Source organism: Natronococcus sp. A-GB7 (assembly GCF_029688865.1).
Taxonomy (GTDB): Archaea; Halobacteriota; Halobacteria; order Halobacteriales; family Natrialbaceae; genus Natronococcus.
Map to the genome: position 1 here is coordinate 82,665 of NZ_JARUKV010000016.1, position 21,198 is coordinate 103,862.

The window sequence follows — 21,198 nt, forward strand, 5'->3', positions numbered from 1 at the left end:
ACGATGAACGACACACCGACACCCGACGAACGCACGGACACGCAATCAACGCGCGCCGACGCCACCCGAGTGGGCGTCGACGTCGGCGGCACCTTCACCGACGTCGCGCTCTCGGTCGGCGACCGCCTCGTTACGGCCAAGGTGCCGACGACGACCGACCGACAGCACGTCGGCGTCCTCGAGGGGATCGCGAAGGCCTGCGACGACGCGGGGATCGACCCCGGTGAGATCGACGCCTTCGCCCACGCGATGACCGTCTCGGTCAACGCCCTGCTCGAGCGCGGCGGCGCGAGGACGGCGCTCGTCACCACCGAGGGGTTCCGGGACGTCCTCGAGATCGGCCGCCAGGATCGGCCCGATCTGTACGACCTCGAGGCGGAGAAACCCGAGCCGCTGGTTCCCCGACGGCGGCGCTTCGAGGTCGACGAGCGGACCACCGCGGCGGGCGTCGAACGGGCGGTCGACCCCGAGGAAGTTCGGGATCTCGCGAGTACCCTGCGCGAACACGACGTCGAGAGCGTCGCAATCTGTCTGCTCCACGCCTACGCCGACGCCGAGAACGAACGGCGGGTCGCCGAAATCCTGCGCGAGGAGCTCGAGATACCGGTATCGGCCTCCCACGAGGTGCTCGCGGAGTTCCGCGAGTTCGAGCGGACCTCGACCACCGCGGTCGACGCCTACGTCCGCCCCGCGATCGACCGCTACGTCGGCCGACTGGTCGACGAGGCCGAAACGTCCGGGATCCCGGCACCACGGATCATGCAGGCAAACGGCGGGATCGCCGACCCCGAAACGGTTCGCGACCACGCCGTAACGACGACGCTCTCGGGGCCGGCGGCGGGCGTCGTCGGCGCCGCCGCCACCGTCGACGACGCCGACGTCGAGGGGCTCGTCACGTTCGACATGGGCGGCACCTCGAGCGACGTGAGCCTCGTCCGCGAGGGCGAGGCCGAGCGGACGACCGACGCCGAGATCGACGGCCTCCCGATCCGCACGCCGATGGTCGACGTCAACACGGTCGGCGCCGGCGGCGGCTCGGTCGCCTGGGTCGACGACGGCGGCGCACTCCGCGTCGGACCGCGATCCGCGGGTGCCGAGCCCGGCCCCGTCTGCTACGGGAAGGGCGGTACCGAGCCGACCGTCACCGACGCTAACGTCGTGCTGGGCTACATCGGTCCCGACACCGCGCTCGGCGGTGAGATGACTCTCGACGTCGAGGCCGCCCGCGACGCGCTCGCCGACCTGGCCGACGAGGCCGGCCTCGAGGGCGCACTCGAGGCTGCGCGGGGAATCTACCGGGTCGCGAACGCGACGATGACCCGCACCATTCGGTCGGTAACCGTCGAGCGGGGCCACGACCCCCGCGAGTTCGCGCTGGTCGCCTTCGGTGGTGCGGGCCCGATGCACGCTGCGGCGCTGGCCGACTCGCTGGGCGTCGACCGCGTCGTCGTCCCCCGGCCCGGCGGGGTGCTCTCGGCGTTCGGGCTGCTCGCGGCCGACGAGAGCTACGACGCCGCCCGAACCGTCCAGCTCGCCCGCGCGGACGCGGAGCCGGACCGCGTCGACGCCGTCTACGACGACCTCGTCGAGCGCGTGCTCGCGGACGCCTCCGACCCCGGCGCCGCGCGGATCGAACGCGCCGCCGACTGCCGGTACGCCGGACAGAGCTTCGAACTAACCGTTCCGGTCGACGACTCCGTCGACCTCGAGGCCGTCACCGAACGGTTCCACGCCGCCCACGAGCGCGCCTACGGCTACCGGATGGACGAGGCGGTCGAGATCGTCACCCTCAGAGCGTCGGCTACCGTCGAGGGCGCCTCGCCGACCGTTCGTCACGAAGGAGGGGGCGACGCCCGTCTCGGTACGCGCGAGGCGTACTTCCCCGACACCGAGGGCGTCCGGACGACGACGGTCTACGAGCGCGACCGACTGCAGCCACGGACGACCGTCGACGGCCCTGCAGTGCTCGAACAGGCCGAGAGCACGACCGTCGTTCCACCGGGCTGGACGGGCGACGTGCTCGAGGACGGTACGGTCGTCATGACGGAGGATGATGCACGATGAGCGAGACCGAAATCGACCCGATCACCCTGGAGGTACTGCGCAACCAGCTCGAAGGCGTCGCCGAGGAGATGGGACAGACGCTCATTCGGGGTGCCTACTCCCCGAACATCAAGGAACGACGCGACTGCTCGACGGCGCTGTTCGACGCCGAGGGCCGGATGATCGCCCAGGCCGAACACATTCCCGTTCACCTGGGTGCGATGCCCGAAGCCGTCGATGCCGTCCGCGAGTACGATCCCGAACCCGGTGACGTGTTCGTCCTCAACGACCCCTTCGCGGGCGGTACCCACCTGCCCGACGTGACGATGGTGTCGCCGATCACCGTTTCGGAGACGGTCGTCGGCTACGCCGTCTCGCGGGCCCACCACGCCGACGTCGGGGGAATGACTCCCGGCAGCATGCCGGCAGGTGCCCGCGAAATCTATCAGGAAGGACTCCGCTTGCCGCCCACGAGACTCGTCGAGGGCGGCGAGGTCCGCGAGGACGTCCGCTCGCTGATACTCGCGAACGTTCGTAACCCGCGCGAACGGCGGGCCGACCTCCGGGCACAGCTCGCGGCGAACGACCGGGCCGCCGAGCGCCTCGAGGCGCTGTTCGACGAGCACGGTCGCGAGACCGTCCTCGCGGGGTTCGACGCCGTAATCGACTACTCCGGGGACCGGATGCGCGCCAAGCTCCGCGAGCTGCCGGACGGCACCTACGAGGCCACGGACGTCCTCGAGGGCGACGGGATCACCGACGAGGATATCGAGATCCGGGTCGCGGTGACGGTCGACGGCGACGCCGTCGAGGTCGACTTCGCGGGGACGGCCGATCAGCTGAAGGGGAACCTCAACGCGCCACTGGCCGTCGCGAAGAGCGCGGTCTACTTCGTCGTCCGCTGTGTGACCGACCCCGAGATCCCGCCGAACGACGGCTGCTACGAACCCGTCACCGTCGACGCGCCGAAGGGGTCGCTGCTGAATCCGACCCCGCCCGCCGCGGTCGTCGGCGGTAACGTCGAGACCAGCCAGCGGACGACTGACGTCGTCTTCGCCGCGCTCGCGGAGGCCGCACCCGAGCGCGTCCCCGCCCAGAGTCAGGGGACGATGAACAACCTGACCGTCGGCGCCCGCGACGGCTCGTTTACCTACTACGAGACCATCGGCGGCGGCTTCGGCGCTCGAGCCGACAGCGACGGGATGGACGGCGTCCAGGTCGGGATGACGAACACGCTCAATACGCCCGTCGAGTCGATCGAAACGGAGTACCCGTTCCGGGTCGACCGCTACGCCCTACGTCCCGACAGTGGCGGTCGCGGCCGATTCCGGGGCGGGCTCGGTCTCGAGCGCAGCCTCACCGTCGAGACCGACGCGACGGTGTCGCTGCTAACCGAACGACGACGGCACGCACCGAGCGGCGTCGCGGGCGGCGAGGACGGCACCGTCGGCGAAAATCTGATCGACGGCGAACCCGTCGCCGCGAAGACGACCGTCGACGTCGAGGCCGGGACGACAATCACCGTCCGGACGCCCGGCGGGGGCGGTCACGGCGACCCCGACGAGCGCGATCCGGCTGCGCTCGAGGACGACCGGGCCGACGGCACGGTCACGGACGGTGAGGGGCCGTGAGCGACGACTTCGGCGCCGAACGACCCATCCGACTCGGGCTGATCGTCCCCTCCTCGAACACGACGGCCGAACCGGAGTTCCGCGAGTTCGCCCCCGAAGGGACGACCGTCCACGCAGCGCGGATGGCCCTCGAGTCGGTCACCGTCGACGAACTCGACGAGATGAGCCACGACGCGGTTCGAGGTGGCGAGTTGCTCGGCCACGCCGACGTCGACGCCGTCGCATACGCCTGTACGACCGGCAGCCTGCTCCACGGTCCCGGTTTCGACGCCGAACTCGAGGCCGAGATCGGCGAAGTGGCGGGCGTTCCGGCCGTCGCGACGGCTCGGTCGGTGTGTCGGGCCCTCGAGGCCCTCGGCGCCGAGCGGATCGCCGTCGTCACGCCCTACACCGCCGACCTCGACGCAAAGGAGCGCGAGTTCCTCGAGGCGGCGGGCTTCGAGGTCGTCGCGATCGAGGGTCGGGGGATCGAGGCAAACACCGAGATAGGCGCGCTCGACCCGTCTGACGCCCGTGAGCAGGTGCTGGCCGTCGCGGCCGATCTCGAGGGGGCCGTCGACGGAGCGCTCGATGCCTCGGTCGACGCCGTCTTCGTTTCCTGTACGAACTACCGGTCGCTCGACGCGGTTGCGGAACTCGAGGCCGAACTCGGCGTCCCGGTGGTCACGAGCAACGGCGCGACGCTGTGGGATCTCTGTCGGCACCTCGACACCACGGTAGACGCGCCGGGAGCGCTGTTCGCGGAGCCGTCGCGCCACGTATAAACCGCGGCGCGACGACGATCGAGTATGTTCGACACCCGTCCCGACCGCGAGGCCGAGGTGGCCCTCGTCGGCCGCTCGAACGTGGGCAAGTCGACGCTCATGCGCGAGATCACCGGTCACACGTTCGACACCGGCGGCAAACCCGGCGTCACCCGCGAGCCGAACCACTACGACTGGACCGCCGAGGACTTCGTCGTCACCGACCTTCCCGGCTTCGGCTTCATGAGCGGCGTCGACGAGGATCGCCGCGAGCAGATCAAGACCGATATCGTCCGCTACCTTGAGGAGTACGCCGACAACGTTCTCGTGGCCGTCCTCGTCGTCGACGGCAAGAGCGTCATCGACATCATCGACCGCCACTCCGGCCCCGACGAGATCCCCTACGACGTCGAGATGTTCCACTTCCTGCGCGAACTCGACGTCCCGACGGTGGTCGCAGTCAACAAGATGGACAAGGTCGACGACCGCGACGAGCGGCTGAACGAACTCTGTGACCGGCTGGGGCTGCTCCCGCCCTGGAAGCAGTGGCAGGAGACGATCGCGCCGATCACTGCCAAGAAGGGACGGATCGATCCCCTGAACGAGGCCGTTCGCGACCACCTCCACGAGCAGGGCCGGGACGACCTGTTCAAGTTCTTCTGATCGAGTCCCTGCTCTTCCGCCGAGTCCCCGCGTCGCTCGAGACGTCTCCAGCCGTCGAATTTGTGACCGCGGCGCGTGCTGACTCCCGACACAGACGTGAACTTATTCTTTAGTTATAGATTATCTTAACTGTATGGTAACAATAGCTCGAACCGCCGTCCCCGCTGGTATGAACGATAATCGCGGGCCCCTCGGAGTGCGGACCAGCCGGCGCGGACTCTTTCGACTCGGCGCGGCGAGCCTGCTCGCACTGGTCGGCGCCGGACCGACTGCGGCCGACGGCGGCAGCGATGGGGAGTCCAACGGACGACTCGTGTTCATCTACGACGACAGCTGGCGCGAGGACTGGGACCAGACGTTCCCGGTTCACCAGGAGGAGGGCGTCCCGGCCTGCTGTGCGGCCGTCACGGAGTACGTCGACACCGGCTGGGGCCTGCTCCCGGAACACCTCCGCGAGATGGAATCGGAAGGGTGGGAGATCATGTCACACACCGCGAGCCACGGAGTCGTCGGAAATCTCTACTTGACTGCGCCCGCAGAGCCGGACGATCGGCGCCTCTCGTTGAACGCGAGCTTTCTGGCCGACCACGACGGCGAACCGATCGTCGTCGGCGACGACGACGGAACCGTCGAGAACGTGATCGCCGGCGGCGGCGAGGACGACGATGGGTTCTACATCGAGCTCGAGGAGCCGATCGGCGAGTCGTTCGCGGCCGAGGAGACGTTCGTGCGCTTTACCGACGAGCGGATCCGCGAGGAGGTCGTCGGCTCGAAGGCGGAACTCGAGGAGATGGGCGTCGACGTCGACTACTTCGTCTCCCCGTTCGGCCGCAGCGAGGGGTTGGTCGAGGAGCTCGTCGCGGAGTACTACGCCGGCTTCGCGAACCGCGAGGGGGACGGGCTGAACGGAATCGCCGACGTCGACCCGTACGATCTCGGACGAACGAGCATCGACGGCCGATCCTCGACCGAAACCGAGATCGAGGCGTTCTACGACCGGGTCGCCGCGGGGAACTACCTCGGGATCGTCGTCGGCCACAGCCAGTTCGACGAGACGACCGAGGAGCGCGTCCGCTTCGCTATCCAGGAAGCGAAAGAACGGAATCTCGAGATCGTCACGCTCCGAGAGGCGCTCTCGGAGCTCGATGCCGGTCCCGACGAGATGCTGGGGACCGAGGATGACGACGAAGAGAACGACGATTCGGAAACCGGGAGCGACGGCGACGGTGGAGCGGACGATGGCAAGGCGGCGACGAACGAGAGCGCGAGCGACTCGAGCGGGGACGGCGCCGGCCCGACCGTCCGGGAGAACGGTCCCGCGATCGCCGCCGGGACGGGACTGCTCGCGACCGTCGCGGTCGCGGGGCGGGCCGCCTACCAGCGGATCCGGGAGTAAGCACGAGAGAGGTAGAGGGGACCCACACCGACCCCCGGCAGACGACAGCCGGCGACGGCTTCTTGGGCCCGACCGTGGTCGGTACGGACGATGGTCGAACTCGGGCAGGTCGCGGTCTGTCATTACACCGGTCGTATCGTCGCCGACGGAGAGGCGGGGGAGCCGTTCGACACCACCGACGCCGATCTCGCGAGGGAGACGGGGATCTACAACGACGAGCGCCATTACGAACCCCTCGAGATTCGCGTCGGCGAAGGGATGGTCGTGCCGGGCGTCGAGCGAGCGCTGCAGGAACTCGAGGTCGACCCCGAGGAGCTACCCGTCGAGACGACGTTCCGTCTCGAGCCCGAGGAGGCGTTCGGCGAGCACGAAGGCGAGTGGGTCGTCGAGTTCCCGCTCGAGGAGATTGACGACTCGCCGGCCGAGGGTTCGCTCGAGACCGAGACGCAGGTTCATACCGATGACGGAAAGACCGGCTGGGTCACGGCCGTCGGCGACGACACCGCCACCGTCGACTTCAACCACGAGCTCGCGGGCGTTCCGGTGGAGATCGAACTCGAGGTGCTCGAGGTCCGCGGGGAACGGACGGCCGACGAGTGAGAGCGGTATCCGATCTCGAGTGAGACCGGTCGGAACGGTCTCGAATGCGACCAGTCGAACTTCCTTGGCCCTCGAGAGGACATCGACCTACTCGACGCCGTGAAATATCGATCGCAACGACTGGTACCGTCCGTTTCAGGTCCAGTACCGTACTATATGTCTGGTCGATGTAACCACCGGTATGACTGTGAACACTCACGGTCGACGGCGGTTTCTGGTGGTGGCGGGCGCGAGCGGAACGGTTCTCGTCGGGGGCTGTTTCAGCGAGTCGGCGGACGACGAAGACGAGAGCGACGACGACGCCACCGAAGCGGAGGAAAACGACGACAACGACGACGAGGACGGCCTTCCCGAGCCGGAGCCGGTCGATGTCGATCGGATTGCGGCCGATCCGACCGACGTCCCTGACCCAGTCGACTGGGACGAACCTCGAGAGCACGAGATCACCCTGGAGTCGATCGAGGCCGTCGCGGAGGTCGAGGACGGCGTCACGCTCCGATACATGACCTACGAGGGACAGATTCCGGGACCGATGATCCGGGTTCGCGAAGGGGATACGATCGACCTCACGTTCGACGTACCCGAGGACGAGAACGCCGACGCGCACAACGTCGATTTCCACGCGGTGTACGGCCCCGGAGGTGGCGCCGCCGACACGACGCTCGCACCCGGCGACGACGTCGCGAACGTCCGGTTCCAGCTGACCTATCCCGGCGTTCATATCTATCACTGCGCGGTCCCGAACATGGATCAGCACAGCAGTCTCGGGATGTTCGGCGCGATCCTCGTCGAACCCGAGGAGGGGCTTCCGGAGGTGGATCGGGAGTTCTACTTCGGGCAACATGAGCTGTACACCGACGGCGATACCGGCGAGGAGGGCCACCACAGCTACGATTTCGACGCTGCGGCGGACGAGAGCCCGACGTACGTCGCCCTCAACGGCGAGTACCTCGCGTTCACCGACGACGGCGCGTACGGACCCGTCGAGGCCGAAGTCGGCGAGACGGCGCGGATCTACTACGCCAACGGCGGGCCGAATCTGGCCAGCTCCTGGCACGCGATCGGGAACGTCTGGAGTCGCTACTACCGGGACGGCGATCTCACGAGCGCTCCCGACGAGAACGTCGAGACGGCGATGGTCGGCCCGGGAACGACCACGGCGGCGGAGGTGGAGTTCCCGGTTCCCGGCCCCGTCAGCCTCGTCGATCACGCGCTGTCTCGAGTCGTCCACAGGGGATCGCTCGGACAGATCGCTGTCGAGGGCGAGGAGAACACCGACGTGTACGACGGCGATCCGTAGACGGCTTCGACCGAGCCGTTTCCGTCGGTTCTCGAGCAGCCTGGACCCGAAACATCGCGTCGGCGTCGCCGACGGTCCGAAACCGGACCTGGCCGTGTCCGGCTCGTTTCGGGGCCCGGCGAGCGTCGTCCCGGCTCAGGAGAGCCGCTTTCGCATCCGAAGGCCCGCGAGCGAGACGTCCGCGGTCATCTCGAGTGCGACCGTCTCGTCGGGGTCGTACCCCCGATCGCGGTAGAAGCCGATCGCGTTCTTCGAGGCGACGAGAACGAGTTCCGCGAGTCCCGCCTCGCGGGCGATCCCCTCGAGTCGCTCGAGGATCGCCGTGCCGATTCCCTCGCGGACGGCGTCCGGGCGGACGTAGACGGCCACGACCTCGCCGGTCGACCCGTCCCGTTCGGCGGGATCGCGGTCGAGCCAGCCGAACCCGACGAGCCGATCGTCGCGTTCGGCGACGACGACGTCGATTCCCGCCTCGCGCTCGCCGATCGGATACCGTTCGGGGTGGACGTTCGCGAGCCAGGCCCGCAGCTCCCGCTCGTCGTACTCGGGGCCGCGATCGCGGATCGCCGCGGCGTGGACGTCAGCGATCGCCTCGGAGTCGTCCGATTTCGCGCGTCGAACCCCGGCGCTCGACACGGTCAGACGACCCGGTTGTGGAACGATTCGCCGCGCTCCGCCCGGTCGACGTTCTCCCGGACGAGGTCACCGACGGCCCGGTAGTAGTCCTCGGAGAAGGCCGCACAGTGGGGTGAGACGATCACTTCCTCCATCTCCCACAGCGGCGACTCCTCGGGGAGCGGTTCGGTCTCGAAGACGTCCAGTGCAGCCCCCGCGATCGACTCGGTCTCGAGGGCCTCGATCAACGCCGACTCGTCGACGACCGGGCCGCGGCCGACGTTGACGAGGTAGGCGTCGTCGCGCATCGCCGCGAAGACGTCGGCGTCGAACATGTGGTGGGTCTCCTCAGTCAGCGGCAGCGTCACGATCACGAAGTCGGCGTCGGCGACGGCCTCGAGCAGGTTCTCGCTCGCGTAGACCTCCTCGAACCCCTCGACGGGGTCGCCCGAGCGACGAACGCCCGTTATCCGCACTCCGAGCGAACCCAGCACCTCGGCGACGCCGCTTCCCAGCGTTCCGGTACCGACGACGCAGGCGGTCGAACCCGGCAGCGTGAAGCCATCGTCCCACTCGGGTTGCTCCCAGCGTCGCTCCTGCTGGTTGGCGACGTGTCGGTGGAGTCGCCGGGCGAAGGCGAGCAGGTAGCTCGCGACGGTCTCGCCGACCCAGCGGTCGTGGATCCCGGTGCTGTTGGTCAGCAGGACGCCGCGCTCCTCGAACTCCTCGAACGGGAAGCGGTCGACGCCGGCCTGGATCGAGTGAATCCACTCGCACTCGAGGAAGGCGTCGCGGTGCTCGAGGGTGACGACGGCGTCACAGGAGTCGATCTCGTCGTCGCCGATAACGGTGACGTCGACGGGAAGCTCCGAGAGGGAGTCGGCGAGCTCCGACGGCGGAAACACCAGTTCGACCGATTCGTGAACGCCCAGTCGCTCGAGTTCGGGTTGCATGGCCGACCGGTACGAACGACTCGGGGTTCAACTTTGTGTCCCGCTCCCACACGGGAGAAACAACTCTGGAACGAGCTCCCGTCCCGGATCCTTCATTCCAGCTCTTCGAGCGCGAGCTGAGACTCCGGAAGCGTCTGTCCGCCGTCGACGACGAGCGAGGCACCGGTGACGTACCCCGCCTCCTCGGAGGCGAGATAGGCGACCGCGTGTCCGATATCTTCCGGGGTGCCGAGCGTCCCCTTCGGAATCGAAGCGCGCATCCGGTCGAGGTACTCCTCGCCCAGGTCGTCGAGTCCGCCAGTCCGGATATTCCCCGGCAACACGGCGTTGATCGTGATGTCCGCATCGGCGACCTCCATCGCTGCCGTTCGCATGAACCCCAGCATCGCGGCCTTGCTCGCGCTGTAGTGGGTCCAGCCGGGGTAGCCGACCATCGGCCCCGTGATCGAGGAGGTGAGAACGATCCGACCGTACTCCTGTGCTTTCATATGCGGAAGACACGCCTGCACCGACAGGAGCACGCTCTTGACGTTGACGTCGAGGACGTCGTCCCAGTCGTCTGTCGACAGCTCGTCCAGCGGTGCGGAGGGGTAGATCCCGGCGTTTGCACACAGGATATCGATCCGACCGTGCTCGTCGACGACGGCCTCCGCGAGCGCGTCCGTCTCGTCGGGATCGGTCACGTCGACCGGGACCGCCATCGCCTCGCCTGGTAGGTCGTCGGCTGTTTCTCGAGCCGCGTCCTCGTCGATATCGGCGACGACGACCGCCGCTCCTTCGTTTGCGAGAACTTCGGCGATTCCCCTTCCGATACCGCTCGCTGCACCCGTAACGATCGCTACCGCATCGTCTCCCGTCATGCGCCTCCGGACCACGAGCAGCGGTATAAAGCTACGATACGCCGGAACTCTCGAGGACGTCTCCACCCGGTCGTGAAAGCGAATACGACAGCTACGGCTGAGGGAAGTAGCGATGGCGGCTCGGGGAAAATCCCTCGTCACAAGGGGCTCGGAGGGGGTAACTCTTCGTCACGGCCGCCACGACCGATCCTATGTCGGTCGCACGCAAAAACCCCACGCAACGGAGCGCTCGAGCGGGCCGAATACCGGCGCGCTCAAGCGGAGCGCGGCTCTCGAACGTCCGCTACTGTCTTCGTCTTACGACCACCACGCCTCGAGTTCGCGCAGCTCCTCGACGATGTCCTCGAGCGTCTCCGGCTCGAGTAACCCATACTCGGTAGCGACCTCGCTCACGCAGTCGGCGGGCGTCACGTCGAACGTCGGGTTCGCTACGTCGATACCGGCGTCGCCGTCGTACACCGCCGAGCGGTCGCCGGACTCGAGGTTCAGTTCCTCGCGGGTCGAGAGCTTGTCCGTCGCGGCGACGACCGTCACCGGGACCGCTTCCCGGGCGGCGGCGACCGCCAGCGCCCGGGTCCCCGTCTTGTTGACGACGGCGCCGTCGGCCCGGATCGTATCCGCGCCGACGAGCACTCGGTCGACGTCCTCGGTCGCGAGCAGGTGGGCCGCGGCCGCGTCGGTGTGGAGCGTGACGGCGCAGTCTTCGGCCAGCGCCTCGGCGACGCCGACGCCCTCCCGGGCGGGTCGGGACTCCGCGACGAACACCCGTGACAGCTCGCCCACGCGGAGCGCCTCGAGGACGGTGCCCGACCGCGACAGCGTCATGACGCTCCCCTCGAGCGAGTCGGCCGCGGTCGCCGCCGCCTCCGTATCGGCCTCGAGCGCGCGGTCGATCCCCGCGAGGGCGGCCTCGAGGACGGCGGGCGCGTCGGCCGTCCCGTCTCCGGCGGTCGCCTCGGCGTCGGCCATCGTCCGATTCACCCGGTTTCGCAGGACCGCCATCGCGGGGCGAGCCTCGAGTAACCGACGGGCGAGTTCGGCGAGTTCGTCCCACTCCTCGTCGGGGTCGCTCGCGGAGTCGCCGGCGTCGCGCTCGGCGACCAGCAAGCCCGCCCGGTCTCGAAGAACCTCGAGTGCTCGGATCGACAGGGAGGCGGCGCCGTGCTCGCCGTCGGCGGCGATCGAGCGAACCGTCGGCGCGACCCGCTCGTAGGCCGTCCACAGCTCCGGCACCGTCTCGCGGTCCGAGTCGGGGTCGGCGATTTCGGTCGGGGGAACCCACTCGGCGGTGTCGTGCTCCTCGCTCAGCTCGAGGTCGCGGCGATCGCAGTCGAAGAGGTAGGGGTGGACGACCCACTCGCGCTCGAGCTCCGCGTCGGCGAACTCGACGGGCCGACCCGAGCGGACGAGCGAGACGGCGTCCTCGAGGCCCGTCTCCTCCCGGATCTCCGTTCGGACCTGCGCGTCCGGATCCCCTTCCGCGAACCCGGAGACGCCGCCCCACCGGCCCGCGTAGGTGCCGACGGCGTCGCTGCGGCACAACAGGAGCACGTCGCCGCCGTGGCGGAGGAAGGCAGTGACGACATGGGTACGGTCGCAATCGTCGGTGGTCCCGGTCATACTCGACTCGAGGTCGGGAGCCCTGGAGTCGCTTTCGGACCGGACGAAAGCTCCGGTGACGGTGCGCTTTTGGCGGCGCTCCCCCACCCTCCGGTATGGAATTGACAGCGGTCACGGATCTGCCCGAGATCCGCCCCGGCGACGACCTCGCCGAACTCGTCGCCGATCGGGCCGCCCTCGAGCCCGGCGACGTGCTCACTATCGCGAGCACGATCGTCTCGAAAGCCGAGGGGCGGACGGCGGATCTCGAGGAGTTTCCCGTCAGCGGCCGCGCGAGGGAACTCGCCGAGCGGATCGGAGCGATCGCGGGCGAACAGAAGGATCCCCGGTTCGCCCAGGCGGTCTTAGAGGAGAGCACCGAACTGCTGATCGAGTGTCCGTTCATGCTCACGGAGACGCGGTTCGGACACATCTGCGTCAACGCGGGGATCGATCGCTCGAACGTGCCTGATCACGATCTCCTCTTGCTCCCGCGAAAACCGACGGAAAGCGCCGAGCGAATCCGGGCGGGGCTCGCGGAACGCGGTCACGAGGACGTCGCCGTGATCGTCACCGACACCTGCGGGCGCCCGTTTCGCCACGGCCAGCGCGGCGTCGCGCTCGGCTGGGCGGGGCTGCCCGCGAGCCGGGACTGGCGCGGCGAGCCCGACCGTGACGGCCGCGAACTCGGCGTCACCGTCCAGTCGGTGGTCGACGAACTTGCAAGCGCCGCGAACCTCGTCACCGGGGAAGGCGCCGACGGCACCCCAGCGGTCGTCGTCCGCGACTGGTCGTTCGGCGACCTCGAGGGAAGCGACGAGCTGTTCAGGGCGGTCGAGGACGACCTGGTTCGCCAGGCCCTGCGGGAGTGGGAATTCGAACAATGACAGACGACACACCAAGCGAGGAGACGACTCGAGGCATCGAACTCACGCCAGAACACGCGCCCGAGCGGATGGGCGAACTCGCCGGCGTCGCGGAACGCGAGGGGTTCGGCGTCGCGTTCGCGAGCAGCCACTACTTCAACCGCGACCCGTTCGTCGCGCTCACGAAGATGGCCGAGGCGACCGAGACGATCGAACTGGGCCCGGGAATCGTCAACCCCTACGACACCCATCCCGTCAGGCTCGCGAGCCAGGCCGCGACGATCGACGAAGTTAGCGATGGCCGCGGGGTCTTCGGGGTCGGCGCGGGCGATCGCTCCGCGCTCTCGAACCTCGGCTACGACCACGAACGACCGCTGCGGCGGGTCCTCGAGGCGTTCGACGTCGCTCGCGACCTCTGGGCCGGCGAGACGATCACCCACGAGGGGACGTTCACTGCTCGCGACGCCTCACTCAACCTCGAGCTCCGCGAGCTGCCCGTCTACGTCGGCGCGCAGGGCCCGCACATGCTCCGGATGAGCGCGAAACACGCCGACGGGGTGTTGATCAACGCGGCCCACCCGGACGACCTCGAGTGGGCCGCGGGACAGCTCGAGAAGGGGCTCGCGGATCGCCCCGAGGAGTACGGGAGCTTCGAGTCGCTCGCGTTCGCCAGCACCAGCGTCGCCGCCGACGAGGACGCGGCCCGTGAGGCGGCCCGTCCGCCAGTCGCCTTCATCGTCGGCGGCGCGGCCGATCCCGTTCTCGACCGTCACGACATCGACCGCGAGGCCGCAGCCGCCGTCGGCGACGCCGTCGAGAACGGCGAGCTGGGCAAGGCGTTCGAGCACGTGACGCCGCGAATGATCGACCGGTTCTGTGTCGCCGGCACGACCGAGACCGTCGCAGATCGCTTCGCGGCCGCCCTCGAGCACGTCGACGGGATCGTCGTCGGCTCGCCGCTGGGGCCGGAGCTCGAGGAGTCGATCGAACGGGCGAGCGAAGCGCTCGACCGGGCGACTAGTTCGAAGTAAAGAGATCGCCGACGGCGCCCAGCGTCAGGGCGCCGAAGACGCCCAGCGAGAAGACGATCAGCAACGTGCCGACGAGAACGAGCAGCGGGGCGAGCCCCTCGCCCATCGCGACCTCGGTGAAGTACTCGTTCATCTCCCGAACGTTGTCCACGATCACGTTCATCACTACGGCGGAGTCCATAGCTGCGTGTTGTCAGGGATGGTACTTGGGGGTGCCGATCCCGGAACCGAACGGTCGAACTTAACCCGTCGCCGATCGTACGCGAGAACGATGACCGACGACGCGACGCTCTCGTCGTTCACCGGGCCGACGGATCGAGCCGACGACGGCGACCGCGGTCAAGAATGCGACGGGTCCGACGGGGACGGAGCCGATCGGGCGAGCGACGGCGACTCGAGCGGGCACGGAACGGCACTGTCAACCTACGCCTGGGGCTCGTACACCTGCCAGCGCTGCGAGGAGGGCGTCGAGCGCGTCTGGCGCGATGAGGGCGCGTTCGTCTGTCCCGCGTGTAAGTCCTGGTAACCGTCGAAGATCCGGAGTGCGGTACTCCCTCCCGAACATTTATATCTCTGTCGCGGTTCTATGAACTTGCAATGGCGAAAGGTACGGTCGCATTCTTCAACGACACGGGCGGTTACGGCTTCATCGAAACCGAGGACGCAGACGAGGACGTGTTCTTCCACATGGAAGACGTCGGTGGCCCCGACCTCGAGGAGGGCCAGGAAGTCGAGTTCGAGATCGTGGAAGCCGAGAAGGGCCCGCGGGCGAACGACGTCGAACGGCTCTGAGGTGTCACGACGGAGGTATCGTTTTCTGACTGTCACACCCCCGTAGTGGCCGCGCTCGATCTGGACCGATCGAGTCGGCGTCGAGTACGTACCGCCGACCGTACCCCCCGTCAACACAAAACATATGGTTCCAACTCCCTGATACCGTACTGATGAGTAGCTTGCGGGTTCCCGAGGGAGATCGTCTCGAGCCATGACTGAGCCGACCCCCCAGTCCGCGGCCGACCGCGGCCCCTCCCGACCCGAACCCCTCCCCGTCTCGACGATCGAAGAGCTCTGTGCGGACGTCGAGGCGAACGTCTCCCGCGTCATCGTCGGGCACGAGGACGCGATCGAACACGTAATCACGGCGCTTCTCGGACGCGGACACGTCCTGCTCGACGACGTTCCGGGCGTCGGTAAGACGATGCTGGCCCGCTCGATCGCCCGCTCGGTCGACTGCACGTTCCGTCGAATCCAGTTCACCCCTGACCTCCTCCCCGCGGACGTCACCGGGGTCAACGTCTTCAACCAGAAGAGCCGGGAGTTCGAGTTCAATCCGGGACCGATCTTCGCCAACGTCGTCCTGGGCGACGAGATCAACCGCGCGCCGCCGAAGACCCAGTCGGCCCTGCTCGAGGCGATGGCCGAGGAACAGGTCACCGTCGACGGCGAGACCCGCGCGCTACCGGACCCCTTTACCGTCATCGCGACACAGAACGCCGTCGAACCCAACCAGACCTACGAGCTGCCGTTCGCCGAGATCGACCGCTTCATGAAAAAACTCAGCCTGGGGTATCCAGATCCCGAGGAGGAGACCGAACTGCTTGGCCGGGCGGTCGGCCACCACCCGATCGACTCACTGGGCCCCGTGACCGACCTCGAGACGCTCGTTCGCGCCCGCGAGACCGTCGCCGAGATCCGCGTCGAGGAGCCGGTCCGAGCGTACGCGACGCGGCTGGCCGGCTACACCCGCGAGCACGCCCGCATCGGCGTCAGTCCGCGGGCAACGATCTCGCTGTTGCGGGCCGCACAGGCTCGGGCCGCCCTTGCGGGCCGCGAATACGTCGTCCCTGACGACGTCCAGACGGAAGCGCCCGTCGTGTTGAGCCACCGGATCAGGACCGAGAGCCGGGATCGGGACGGCGACTCGGTCGTCGCCGACGCCCTCGAGTACACCACAGTCGAATGAGATTCACGAGCCGCGGCTGGGGAGCTATCGCGGTCGTCGCGTTCGGAGCCGTGATGAGCTGGCAGTACGGGCCGCGCTCGCTCGACGCCGTCGTTATCCCGCTGCTGGTGATCGTCGTCGCCGCCGTCCTCACGACGGTCAGAGCCGACAGACCCTCCGTCAGGCGAGCCCCGGTTCCGGAGGGGTTCCTCGGCGAGAGTCGAACCGTTACCGTCGGGATCGAAACCGACTCGAGCGTCGCCGCGACCGTCCGAGACGAGGTCGGCGACGGGCTCGCCGCACCGGACCCGAGCGTCGAGACGACCCTCGAGGGCGAGACCGAGTTGGAGTACGATCTCACCCTCGAGCAGCGGGGCGAACACCGGATCGGACCGCTGTCGATCACAGTGCGGGACGTCTTCGGACTCTGCGAGCGACGGTTCGAGTACGACGAGACGACGACGGTGCTCGCCTACCCGCGGATCTACGACCTGCAGAACGGAGCGAGTCGCGACCTCGAGGCACTCGCCGGCGTCGCGCGGGAGGCTAACCGCGAGGAGTTCGACCACCTCCGGGAGTACCAGCGCGGCGATCCGCTCCGGGAGGTCCACTGGAAGTCCGCTGCCAAGCGGCCGGACGACGACCTCGTCGTCAGGGAGTTCGCCGCCGACGAGACCGCCGGCGCCGCCACGGTCGCCGCCGAGTGTATCTCCGGTCGGGAAGACGAACTGGCCGCGGCCGTCGCCAGCGTCGCGACCTACCTGCTCGAGTGTGAGATACGGGTCGGGCTGACCGTCGGAGCCGAGGGACACCCGCCGAGCACCGGTCGTCGGCACCACCGGTCGCTGCTCCGATCGCTCGCCGTCCTCGAGGCCGAGGAGCTCGACGAGCGGAGCCGAACCGAGGCCGACGTCCTGGTCCAGTCGGACGCCAACGGGACGACGGTCGTCGTCGAGGGCCACGAGATCCCGTTCGATCGACTCCACAGCGCGGACAGTCGAGCGACGAGTAACAGCCGAACCGACGACGACGAGCCGACAACCGAAGAGACGGGGACCGATACGGACGGCTCGCGGGGGGTGGCCGCGTGAGCACCGACTCGCGCGGACGGACCGTCGACGTCGACCTCGAGCGGTCGGTCGGCGCCGGCCCGTTCCGACTCCTCGCACTGGCCTGCGTGGCGGCGCTGATCGGCTCGTACGTCTGGGTGTTGCGCGAGGTGACCCAGGTCGTCGGCGGAACCGGATCGCTGCTCCTGCTGGTCGGATCGATGCTCGTCGCGGCGACGGTCCTCGCGCGGGCGATCCGTCCTCGGACGGCGACGGCGGCGGCGATCGTCGTCGTCGTCGTCGGCTTCGCCTACTACCTCGAGGCTACGGGGGTCGGCGTCGACGCCGCACTCGCTGCGACGGGAACGATTCTCGACGACACCGCCGCGCTCGCGACCGGGCTCCCCCTGCTCCGGATGGTCGAGGCGGGGCTCTGGACGCTCGGATTCGCACCCGGTCCCGCCTTCCTCTCGTGGTATCTCGCCGTGCGCGGTCGGTACGCGCTCGCCGTCGTTCCCGGAGGGTTCGCGCTGTTGTTCCTCGTTCTGACCGGTGACGCCGGGACGACGATCACCCTGGTCGGAACCGCCTGTGGGATCGGTGCCGTCGGCTTCGGCGAACTCGAGCGCCGCGGCGGCTCGGTCGCCCAGGCCGACCTGCTCGCCGTGGTGTTCGCTGCGATCATCGTCCTCTCGCTATCGGTTACGATCCTTCCGGGCGAGGACGGGGGAGCGACGTTCTCCGGCGGCGGGGACGGGACGCTCGAGGGGACGATCGACACCGCCGACGAGCAGTCCGGGATCAGCGGTCAGGTCGACCTCTCTCCGGAGGTCCGGTTCACGGTCGAATCCGAGGAGCGGTCGTACTGGCGCACCGGCGTCTACGACCGGTTCGCTGGCGACGAGTGGATCCGGTCGGGCCCCCTCGAGGAGTACGACGGCTCGATCGACGGACCGCCGGGCGATCCCGAGACGGTCAACCAGCACGTCACCGCACAGACCGAACTGGGCGTGCTCCCCGGCGCGGCCCAGCAGGTCGGACTCGAGGGCCCACCCGTGAGACACGCCGAGGTCTCGGCTCACGGCCAGCCCCAGCCGGCCGACACACTCGTCGAGGGCGACGAGTACGCTGTCGAGAGCGCGATCGTCGACCCCGATCCCGACGAGCTCCGGGCGGCGGGGGCCGACTACCCGGACCACGTGATCGACGACAGCGACTACCTCCAGCTCCCCGAGGACACCTCGAGCGAGTTCGAGGAGTACTCCGCCGAGGTGACGGCGGACGCGGAGACGAACTACGACGCCGCCGTCGCGATCGAACAGTACCTCCGCTCGTCGAAGGGGTACTCCCTCGAGGTCGACCAGCCCTCGGGGAACGTCGCCGAGGAGTTCCTCTTCGAGATGGACGAGGGCTACTGCGTCTACTTCGCGACGTCGATGGTCCAGATGCTGCGTGCCGAGGAGATTCCCGCCCGGTACGCGACGGGTTACACCAGCGGGCAGGAGATCGACGACGGCGAGTACGTCGTGCGCGGACTGGACGCCCACGCCTGGGTCGAGGTCTACTTCCCCGACCACGGCTGGGTCGCCTTCGAGCCGACGCCGGGCGACGCCCGCGAGGACGAGCACAACGACCGCCTCGAGGAGGCCCGCGAGGACGGCCACGACGGCGTCGACATCGAGGAGAGCGAGGACGTCCCGATCTCCGACGACGAAGATGACGACGAGTCGGAGGGCAACGAGGAACCAAACGAGTCCGACGACGACGGCCAGGCGGACGACGACGATCCCAACGACACGGAACCCGACGACGCTGACGACGGGGCCAACGTCGACGACGGCAACGGCGACGACGGCGCGAGCGCTGACGCGGGAAGTGACGACGGCTTCGATCCGCGCGAGGTCGTAACGATCACTCGCGAACAGCTCGCGATCGGGCTCCTCGCGCTGGTCGGGCTGGCGGCAGGGGTGCGGCGAACCGGCGCGACTCGCCGGGTCCGGCGGGAGTTCCGCCTCTACTGGCACGGCCGCCGCGGTGACCCCGACGAGGACGCCCAACGGGCGTACCGCCGGCTCGAGCGACTGCTGGCCCGCGAGTACCGTCCGCGGCGCCGCGGCGAGTCGAGCCGGCAGTACCTCTCGGCGCTGTCCGCGGCCGAGTCGGTAGACCCGCGCACAGAGCGGGTCGCACGCTGTTACGAACGGGCGACCTACGGCGGCGGCGTCGATCGAGAGGCGGCCGACGAAGCGATCGAGATCGTCGACGAACTGGCTCGAGAGCGACTCCCGCTCCTCGACCGATTTTAAAAAGACCGCCCGACGCGGCGCGGGTCCCGATAGTGTTTAATATGCCCATTCCGTACTTTCGATCGTAATGTCGGAAGTCTGCTCGACGTGCGGGCTGCCCGAAGAGCTTTGCGTCTGTGAGGACGTAGCCAAGGGACAACAGCAACTCAACATCCGCATTGACGAGCGCAGATACGGAAAAGAGGTAACGATCGTCGAAGGATTCGATCCGAAGGACGTCGATCTGGACAGTCTCTCGTCGGATCTCAAATCGAAGTTCGCCTGCGGAGGCACCGTCGAGGACGGTCAGATCGAACTCCAGGGCAACCACACCGGTCGCATCGAGGACTTCCTTCGGGACCGCGGCTTCAACGTCGCCTGATCCAGCCCGCGATGCTCTAAGACGACTTCCGAACTCCACGACTCGCGCACCGTGTCTCTCAGCGATCGATCTTTTTCGGCGGAGAAACCGGCGAGCCGACGGCTCGAAAGTCCGGTGAGCGAGGCGCCGAACCGAACTCAGAACGGCGACTCCGGCGGCTCGGCGTCCGTAGCGTTCTCGGACTCGGCGTCATCGCCGCGGGCGAGCCCGTATCTCATCCCGTACTCCTCGAGTCCACCGGCCATGCTCTCGACGCGGGCGTCGGCGGTTCCCTCGTAGGAACCGATGAGCTGGGCCGCCTGGACGCTTGCCTTCCCGTGTGGACAGACGGTAACGACGTGGTCCGCCCCCTCGAGCTCCTCGATGCGTGCCGAAAGCTGCTGAAACGGGAGGTTCTCGCTACCCGGGATCCGGCTGTGCGCGAAGCTGTGCTGGTCGCGGATGTCGACGACCCGAACGTCGGCGTCGTCCTCCAGTAGCTCACGTACCTCCGCCGTCGATATTTCGCCATCCATTATCCCGGAGTTGGAACGCCGATCGAATAAGCGCCACGGGTTCCGGAACCGGTTCGTGATCAGAGCAGACCGTCTTCCTTCGCGAGCAACAGCGCGGTCAGCGTCGAGTCGTTGGCCGGCTGTTCCCGGGCGCGCTCGAGGGCCTCGTCGATCGGTACCGTCGTCACCTCGAGGAACTCGTTGTTGTCGAGTTCGCGCTCGCCGGGTTCGAGCCCCTCGGCGTAGACGACCGCCCGGTCGTGGCGAAGCACGCCCGTCGCGACCGCGTACTCCTGGAGGAGTGCCGTACTCGAGGGGCGGAAGCCGGTCTCTTCCTCGAGTTCGCGGGCGGCGGCGGTCGTGTAGGACTCGCCGTCCTCGACGATCCCCGCGGGAAGCTCGAGGTGGGTCTCGCGGATCGTCGGCCGGTACTGCTCGACGAACAGCAGGTGGTCTCCCTCGCCGTCATCATCGTCTTCGAGGACGCCGGCGTCGACCCGGGCGACCACGACGACCGCGGGCGGGAGGTCGGCCCAGTAGTACTGCTTCTCGGAACCGTCCGGCTGGCGGAGCCGATCGTAGCCGCCCTCGTACCAGGGGGTATCGTACTCGGTCACTTCCTCCAGGAGCTCCCAGTCGTCGATGTCGGTCATGAAAAACGGCTGCGTGCTCGAGGGGGGAATAGGTACCGTCTCCGCGCTCGAAGACGTTATCATACGGTTTACTGTAGGTCAGTTCCGGCGCAA

The 21,198-nt window shown here is 68.2% G+C and carries 22 protein-coding genes; 15 read left to right on the top strand and 7 right to left on the bottom strand.

Annotation, left to right across the window (positions count from 1 at the left end; translation table 11 throughout):
* The first annotated feature begins 3 nt into the window (after nucleotides 1-3).
* The 7 genes from QA609_RS15225 to nirK all read left to right on the top strand — a co-directional run bounded on the left by QA609_RS15225 (nucleotide 4) and on the right by nirK (nucleotide 8,376).
* The gene (locus QA609_RS15225) at nucleotides 4-2,064 is read left to right on the top strand and encodes a hydantoinase/oxoprolinase family protein (protein ID WP_278303459.1); all 2,061 of its coding nucleotides are present in this window, start codon (nucleotides 4-6) and stop codon (nucleotides 2,062-2,064) included.
* Nucleotides 2,061-3,674, top strand: coding sequence for a hydantoinase B/oxoprolinase family protein (locus QA609_RS15230; protein WP_278303460.1), 1,614 nt, complete (start codon nucleotides 2,061-2,063; stop codon nucleotides 3,672-3,674). Before QA609_RS15225 ends, QA609_RS15230 begins: the two co-directional genes overlap by 4 nt.
* Nucleotides 3,671-4,438: an aspartate/glutamate racemase family protein gene (locus QA609_RS15235; protein ID WP_278303461.1), complete on the top strand. Its 768-nt coding sequence runs from the start codon at nucleotides 3,671-3,673 to the stop codon at nucleotides 4,436-4,438. The genes QA609_RS15230 and QA609_RS15235 overlap by 4 nt, the downstream gene beginning before the upstream one ends.
* Before the next feature lie 24 nt (nucleotides 4,439-4,462).
* Nucleotides 4,463-5,080: a GTP-binding protein EngB gene (gene engB, locus QA609_RS15240; protein WP_278303462.1), complete on the top strand. Its 618-nt coding sequence runs from the start codon at nucleotides 4,463-4,465 to the stop codon at nucleotides 5,078-5,080.
* Nucleotides 5,081-5,249: 169 nt separating this feature from the next.
* Nucleotides 5,250-6,476 carry a polysaccharide deacetylase family protein gene (locus tag QA609_RS15245; RefSeq protein ID WP_278303463.1) on the top strand — a complete coding sequence of 409 codons (1,227 nt, stop codon included), beginning with the start codon at nucleotides 5,250-5,252 and terminating at the stop codon, nucleotides 6,474-6,476.
* A gap of 90 nt (nucleotides 6,477-6,566) precedes the next feature.
* The gene (locus QA609_RS15250; RefSeq protein ID WP_278303464.1) at nucleotides 6,567-7,076 is read left to right on the top strand and encodes an FKBP-type peptidyl-prolyl cis-trans isomerase; all 510 of its coding nucleotides are present in this window, start codon (nucleotides 6,567-6,569) and stop codon (nucleotides 7,074-7,076) included.
* A 181-nt stretch (nucleotides 7,077-7,257) separates the two neighbouring features.
* Nucleotides 7,258-8,376 (top strand): copper-containing nitrite reductase, encoded by a 1,119-nt coding sequence (nirK, locus tag QA609_RS15255; RefSeq protein WP_278303465.1) that lies wholly within the window; start codon nucleotides 7,258-7,260, stop codon nucleotides 8,374-8,376.
* A 135-nt stretch (nucleotides 8,377-8,511) separates the two neighbouring features.
* Here nirK and QA609_RS15260 read toward each other — a convergent pair whose 3' ends face one another.
* From QA609_RS15260 to QA609_RS15275, 4 genes are all read right to left on the bottom strand, one after another.
* Nucleotides 8,512-9,012, bottom strand: coding sequence for a GNAT family N-acetyltransferase (locus tag QA609_RS15260; protein WP_278303466.1), 501 nt, complete (start codon nucleotides 9,010-9,012; stop codon nucleotides 8,512-8,514).
* Nucleotides 9,013-9,014: 2 nt separating this feature from the next.
* Nucleotides 9,015-9,944 carry a D-2-hydroxyacid dehydrogenase gene (ddh, locus tag QA609_RS15265; RefSeq protein ID WP_278303467.1) on the bottom strand — a complete coding sequence of 310 codons (930 nt, stop codon included), beginning with the start codon at nucleotides 9,942-9,944 and terminating at the stop codon, nucleotides 9,015-9,017.
* Between the two features lie 92 nt (nucleotides 9,945-10,036).
* The gene (gene fabG, locus QA609_RS15270; RefSeq protein ID WP_278303468.1) at nucleotides 10,037-10,804 is read right to left on the bottom strand and encodes a 3-oxoacyl-ACP reductase FabG; all 768 of its coding nucleotides are present in this window, start codon (nucleotides 10,802-10,804) and stop codon (nucleotides 10,037-10,039) included.
* 297 nt (nucleotides 10,805-11,101) lie between these two features.
* Nucleotides 11,102-12,424 carry an NUDIX domain-containing protein gene (locus QA609_RS15275; RefSeq protein ID WP_278303469.1) on the bottom strand — a complete coding sequence of 441 codons (1,323 nt, stop codon included), beginning with the start codon at nucleotides 12,422-12,424 and terminating at the stop codon, nucleotides 11,102-11,104.
* Nucleotides 12,425-12,519: 95 nt separating this feature from the next.
* Between QA609_RS15275 and QA609_RS15280 the strand changes: the two genes are divergently transcribed.
* Together QA609_RS15280 and QA609_RS15285 are read left to right on the top strand one after the other, a co-directional pair.
* Entirely contained in the window at nucleotides 12,520-13,290 is a 771-nt protein-coding gene (locus QA609_RS15280; RefSeq protein ID WP_278303470.1) for a coenzyme F420-0:L-glutamate ligase, read from the top strand.
* On the top strand, nucleotides 13,287-14,300 hold the full coding sequence (locus QA609_RS15285; protein WP_278303471.1) for a 5,10-methylenetetrahydromethanopterin reductase: 1,014 nt from the start codon (nucleotides 13,287-13,289) through the stop codon (nucleotides 14,298-14,300). Before QA609_RS15280 ends, QA609_RS15285 begins: the two co-directional genes overlap by 4 nt.
* Here the strand turns inward: QA609_RS15285 and QA609_RS15290 are convergent.
* Complete coding sequence (locus QA609_RS15290) at nucleotides 14,287-14,481, bottom strand: hypothetical protein (RefSeq protein WP_278303472.1); 195 nt, start codon at nucleotides 14,479-14,481, stop codon at nucleotides 14,287-14,289. The two genes, QA609_RS15285 and QA609_RS15290, sit on opposite strands and share 14 nt — an antisense overlap.
* Nucleotides 14,482-14,571: 90 nt before the next feature.
* Here QA609_RS15290 and QA609_RS15295 point away from each other — a divergent pair, with 90 nt between their 5' ends.
* From QA609_RS15295 to yciH, 6 genes are all read left to right on the top strand, one after another.
* Nucleotides 14,572-14,826 carry a hypothetical protein gene (locus tag QA609_RS15295; protein ID WP_278303473.1) on the top strand — a complete coding sequence of 85 codons (255 nt, stop codon included), beginning with the start codon at nucleotides 14,572-14,574 and terminating at the stop codon, nucleotides 14,824-14,826.
* Between the two features lie 71 nt (nucleotides 14,827-14,897).
* Nucleotides 14,898-15,092, top strand: coding sequence for a cold shock domain-containing protein (locus QA609_RS15300; protein ID WP_167939217.1), 195 nt, complete (start codon nucleotides 14,898-14,900; stop codon nucleotides 15,090-15,092).
* Between the two features lie 193 nt (nucleotides 15,093-15,285).
* Entirely contained in the window at nucleotides 15,286-16,263 is a 978-nt protein-coding gene (locus QA609_RS15305) for an AAA family ATPase (RefSeq protein ID WP_278303474.1), read from the top strand.
* Nucleotides 16,260-17,333, top strand: coding sequence for a DUF58 domain-containing protein (locus QA609_RS15310; RefSeq protein WP_278303475.1), 1,074 nt, complete (start codon nucleotides 16,260-16,262; stop codon nucleotides 17,331-17,333). The genes QA609_RS15305 and QA609_RS15310 overlap by 4 nt, the downstream gene beginning before the upstream one ends.
* The gene (locus QA609_RS15315; RefSeq protein ID WP_278303476.1) at nucleotides 17,330-19,597 is read left to right on the top strand and encodes a DUF3488 and transglutaminase-like domain-containing protein; all 2,268 of its coding nucleotides are present in this window, start codon (nucleotides 17,330-17,332) and stop codon (nucleotides 19,595-19,597) included. Before QA609_RS15310 ends, QA609_RS15315 begins: the two co-directional genes overlap by 4 nt.
* Nucleotides 19,598-19,664: 67 nt before the next feature.
* On the top strand, nucleotides 19,665-19,958 hold the full coding sequence (gene yciH, locus QA609_RS15320) for a stress response translation initiation inhibitor YciH (RefSeq protein ID WP_005553381.1): 294 nt from the start codon (nucleotides 19,665-19,667) through the stop codon (nucleotides 19,956-19,958).
* Between the two features lie 137 nt (nucleotides 19,959-20,095).
* On the opposite strand, the gene QA609_RS15325 is transcribed toward yciH, so the two are convergent.
* Together QA609_RS15325 and QA609_RS15330 are read right to left on the bottom strand one after the other, a co-directional pair.
* Nucleotides 20,096-20,473: a rhodanese-like domain-containing protein gene (locus QA609_RS15325; protein WP_278303477.1), complete on the bottom strand. Its 378-nt coding sequence runs from the start codon at nucleotides 20,471-20,473 to the stop codon at nucleotides 20,096-20,098.
* A gap of 59 nt (nucleotides 20,474-20,532) precedes the next feature.
* Nucleotides 20,533-21,105 carry an NUDIX hydrolase gene (locus QA609_RS15330; protein WP_278303478.1) on the bottom strand — a complete coding sequence of 191 codons (573 nt, stop codon included), beginning with the start codon at nucleotides 21,103-21,105 and terminating at the stop codon, nucleotides 20,533-20,535.
* Nucleotides 21,106-21,198: the final 93 nt, after the last annotated feature.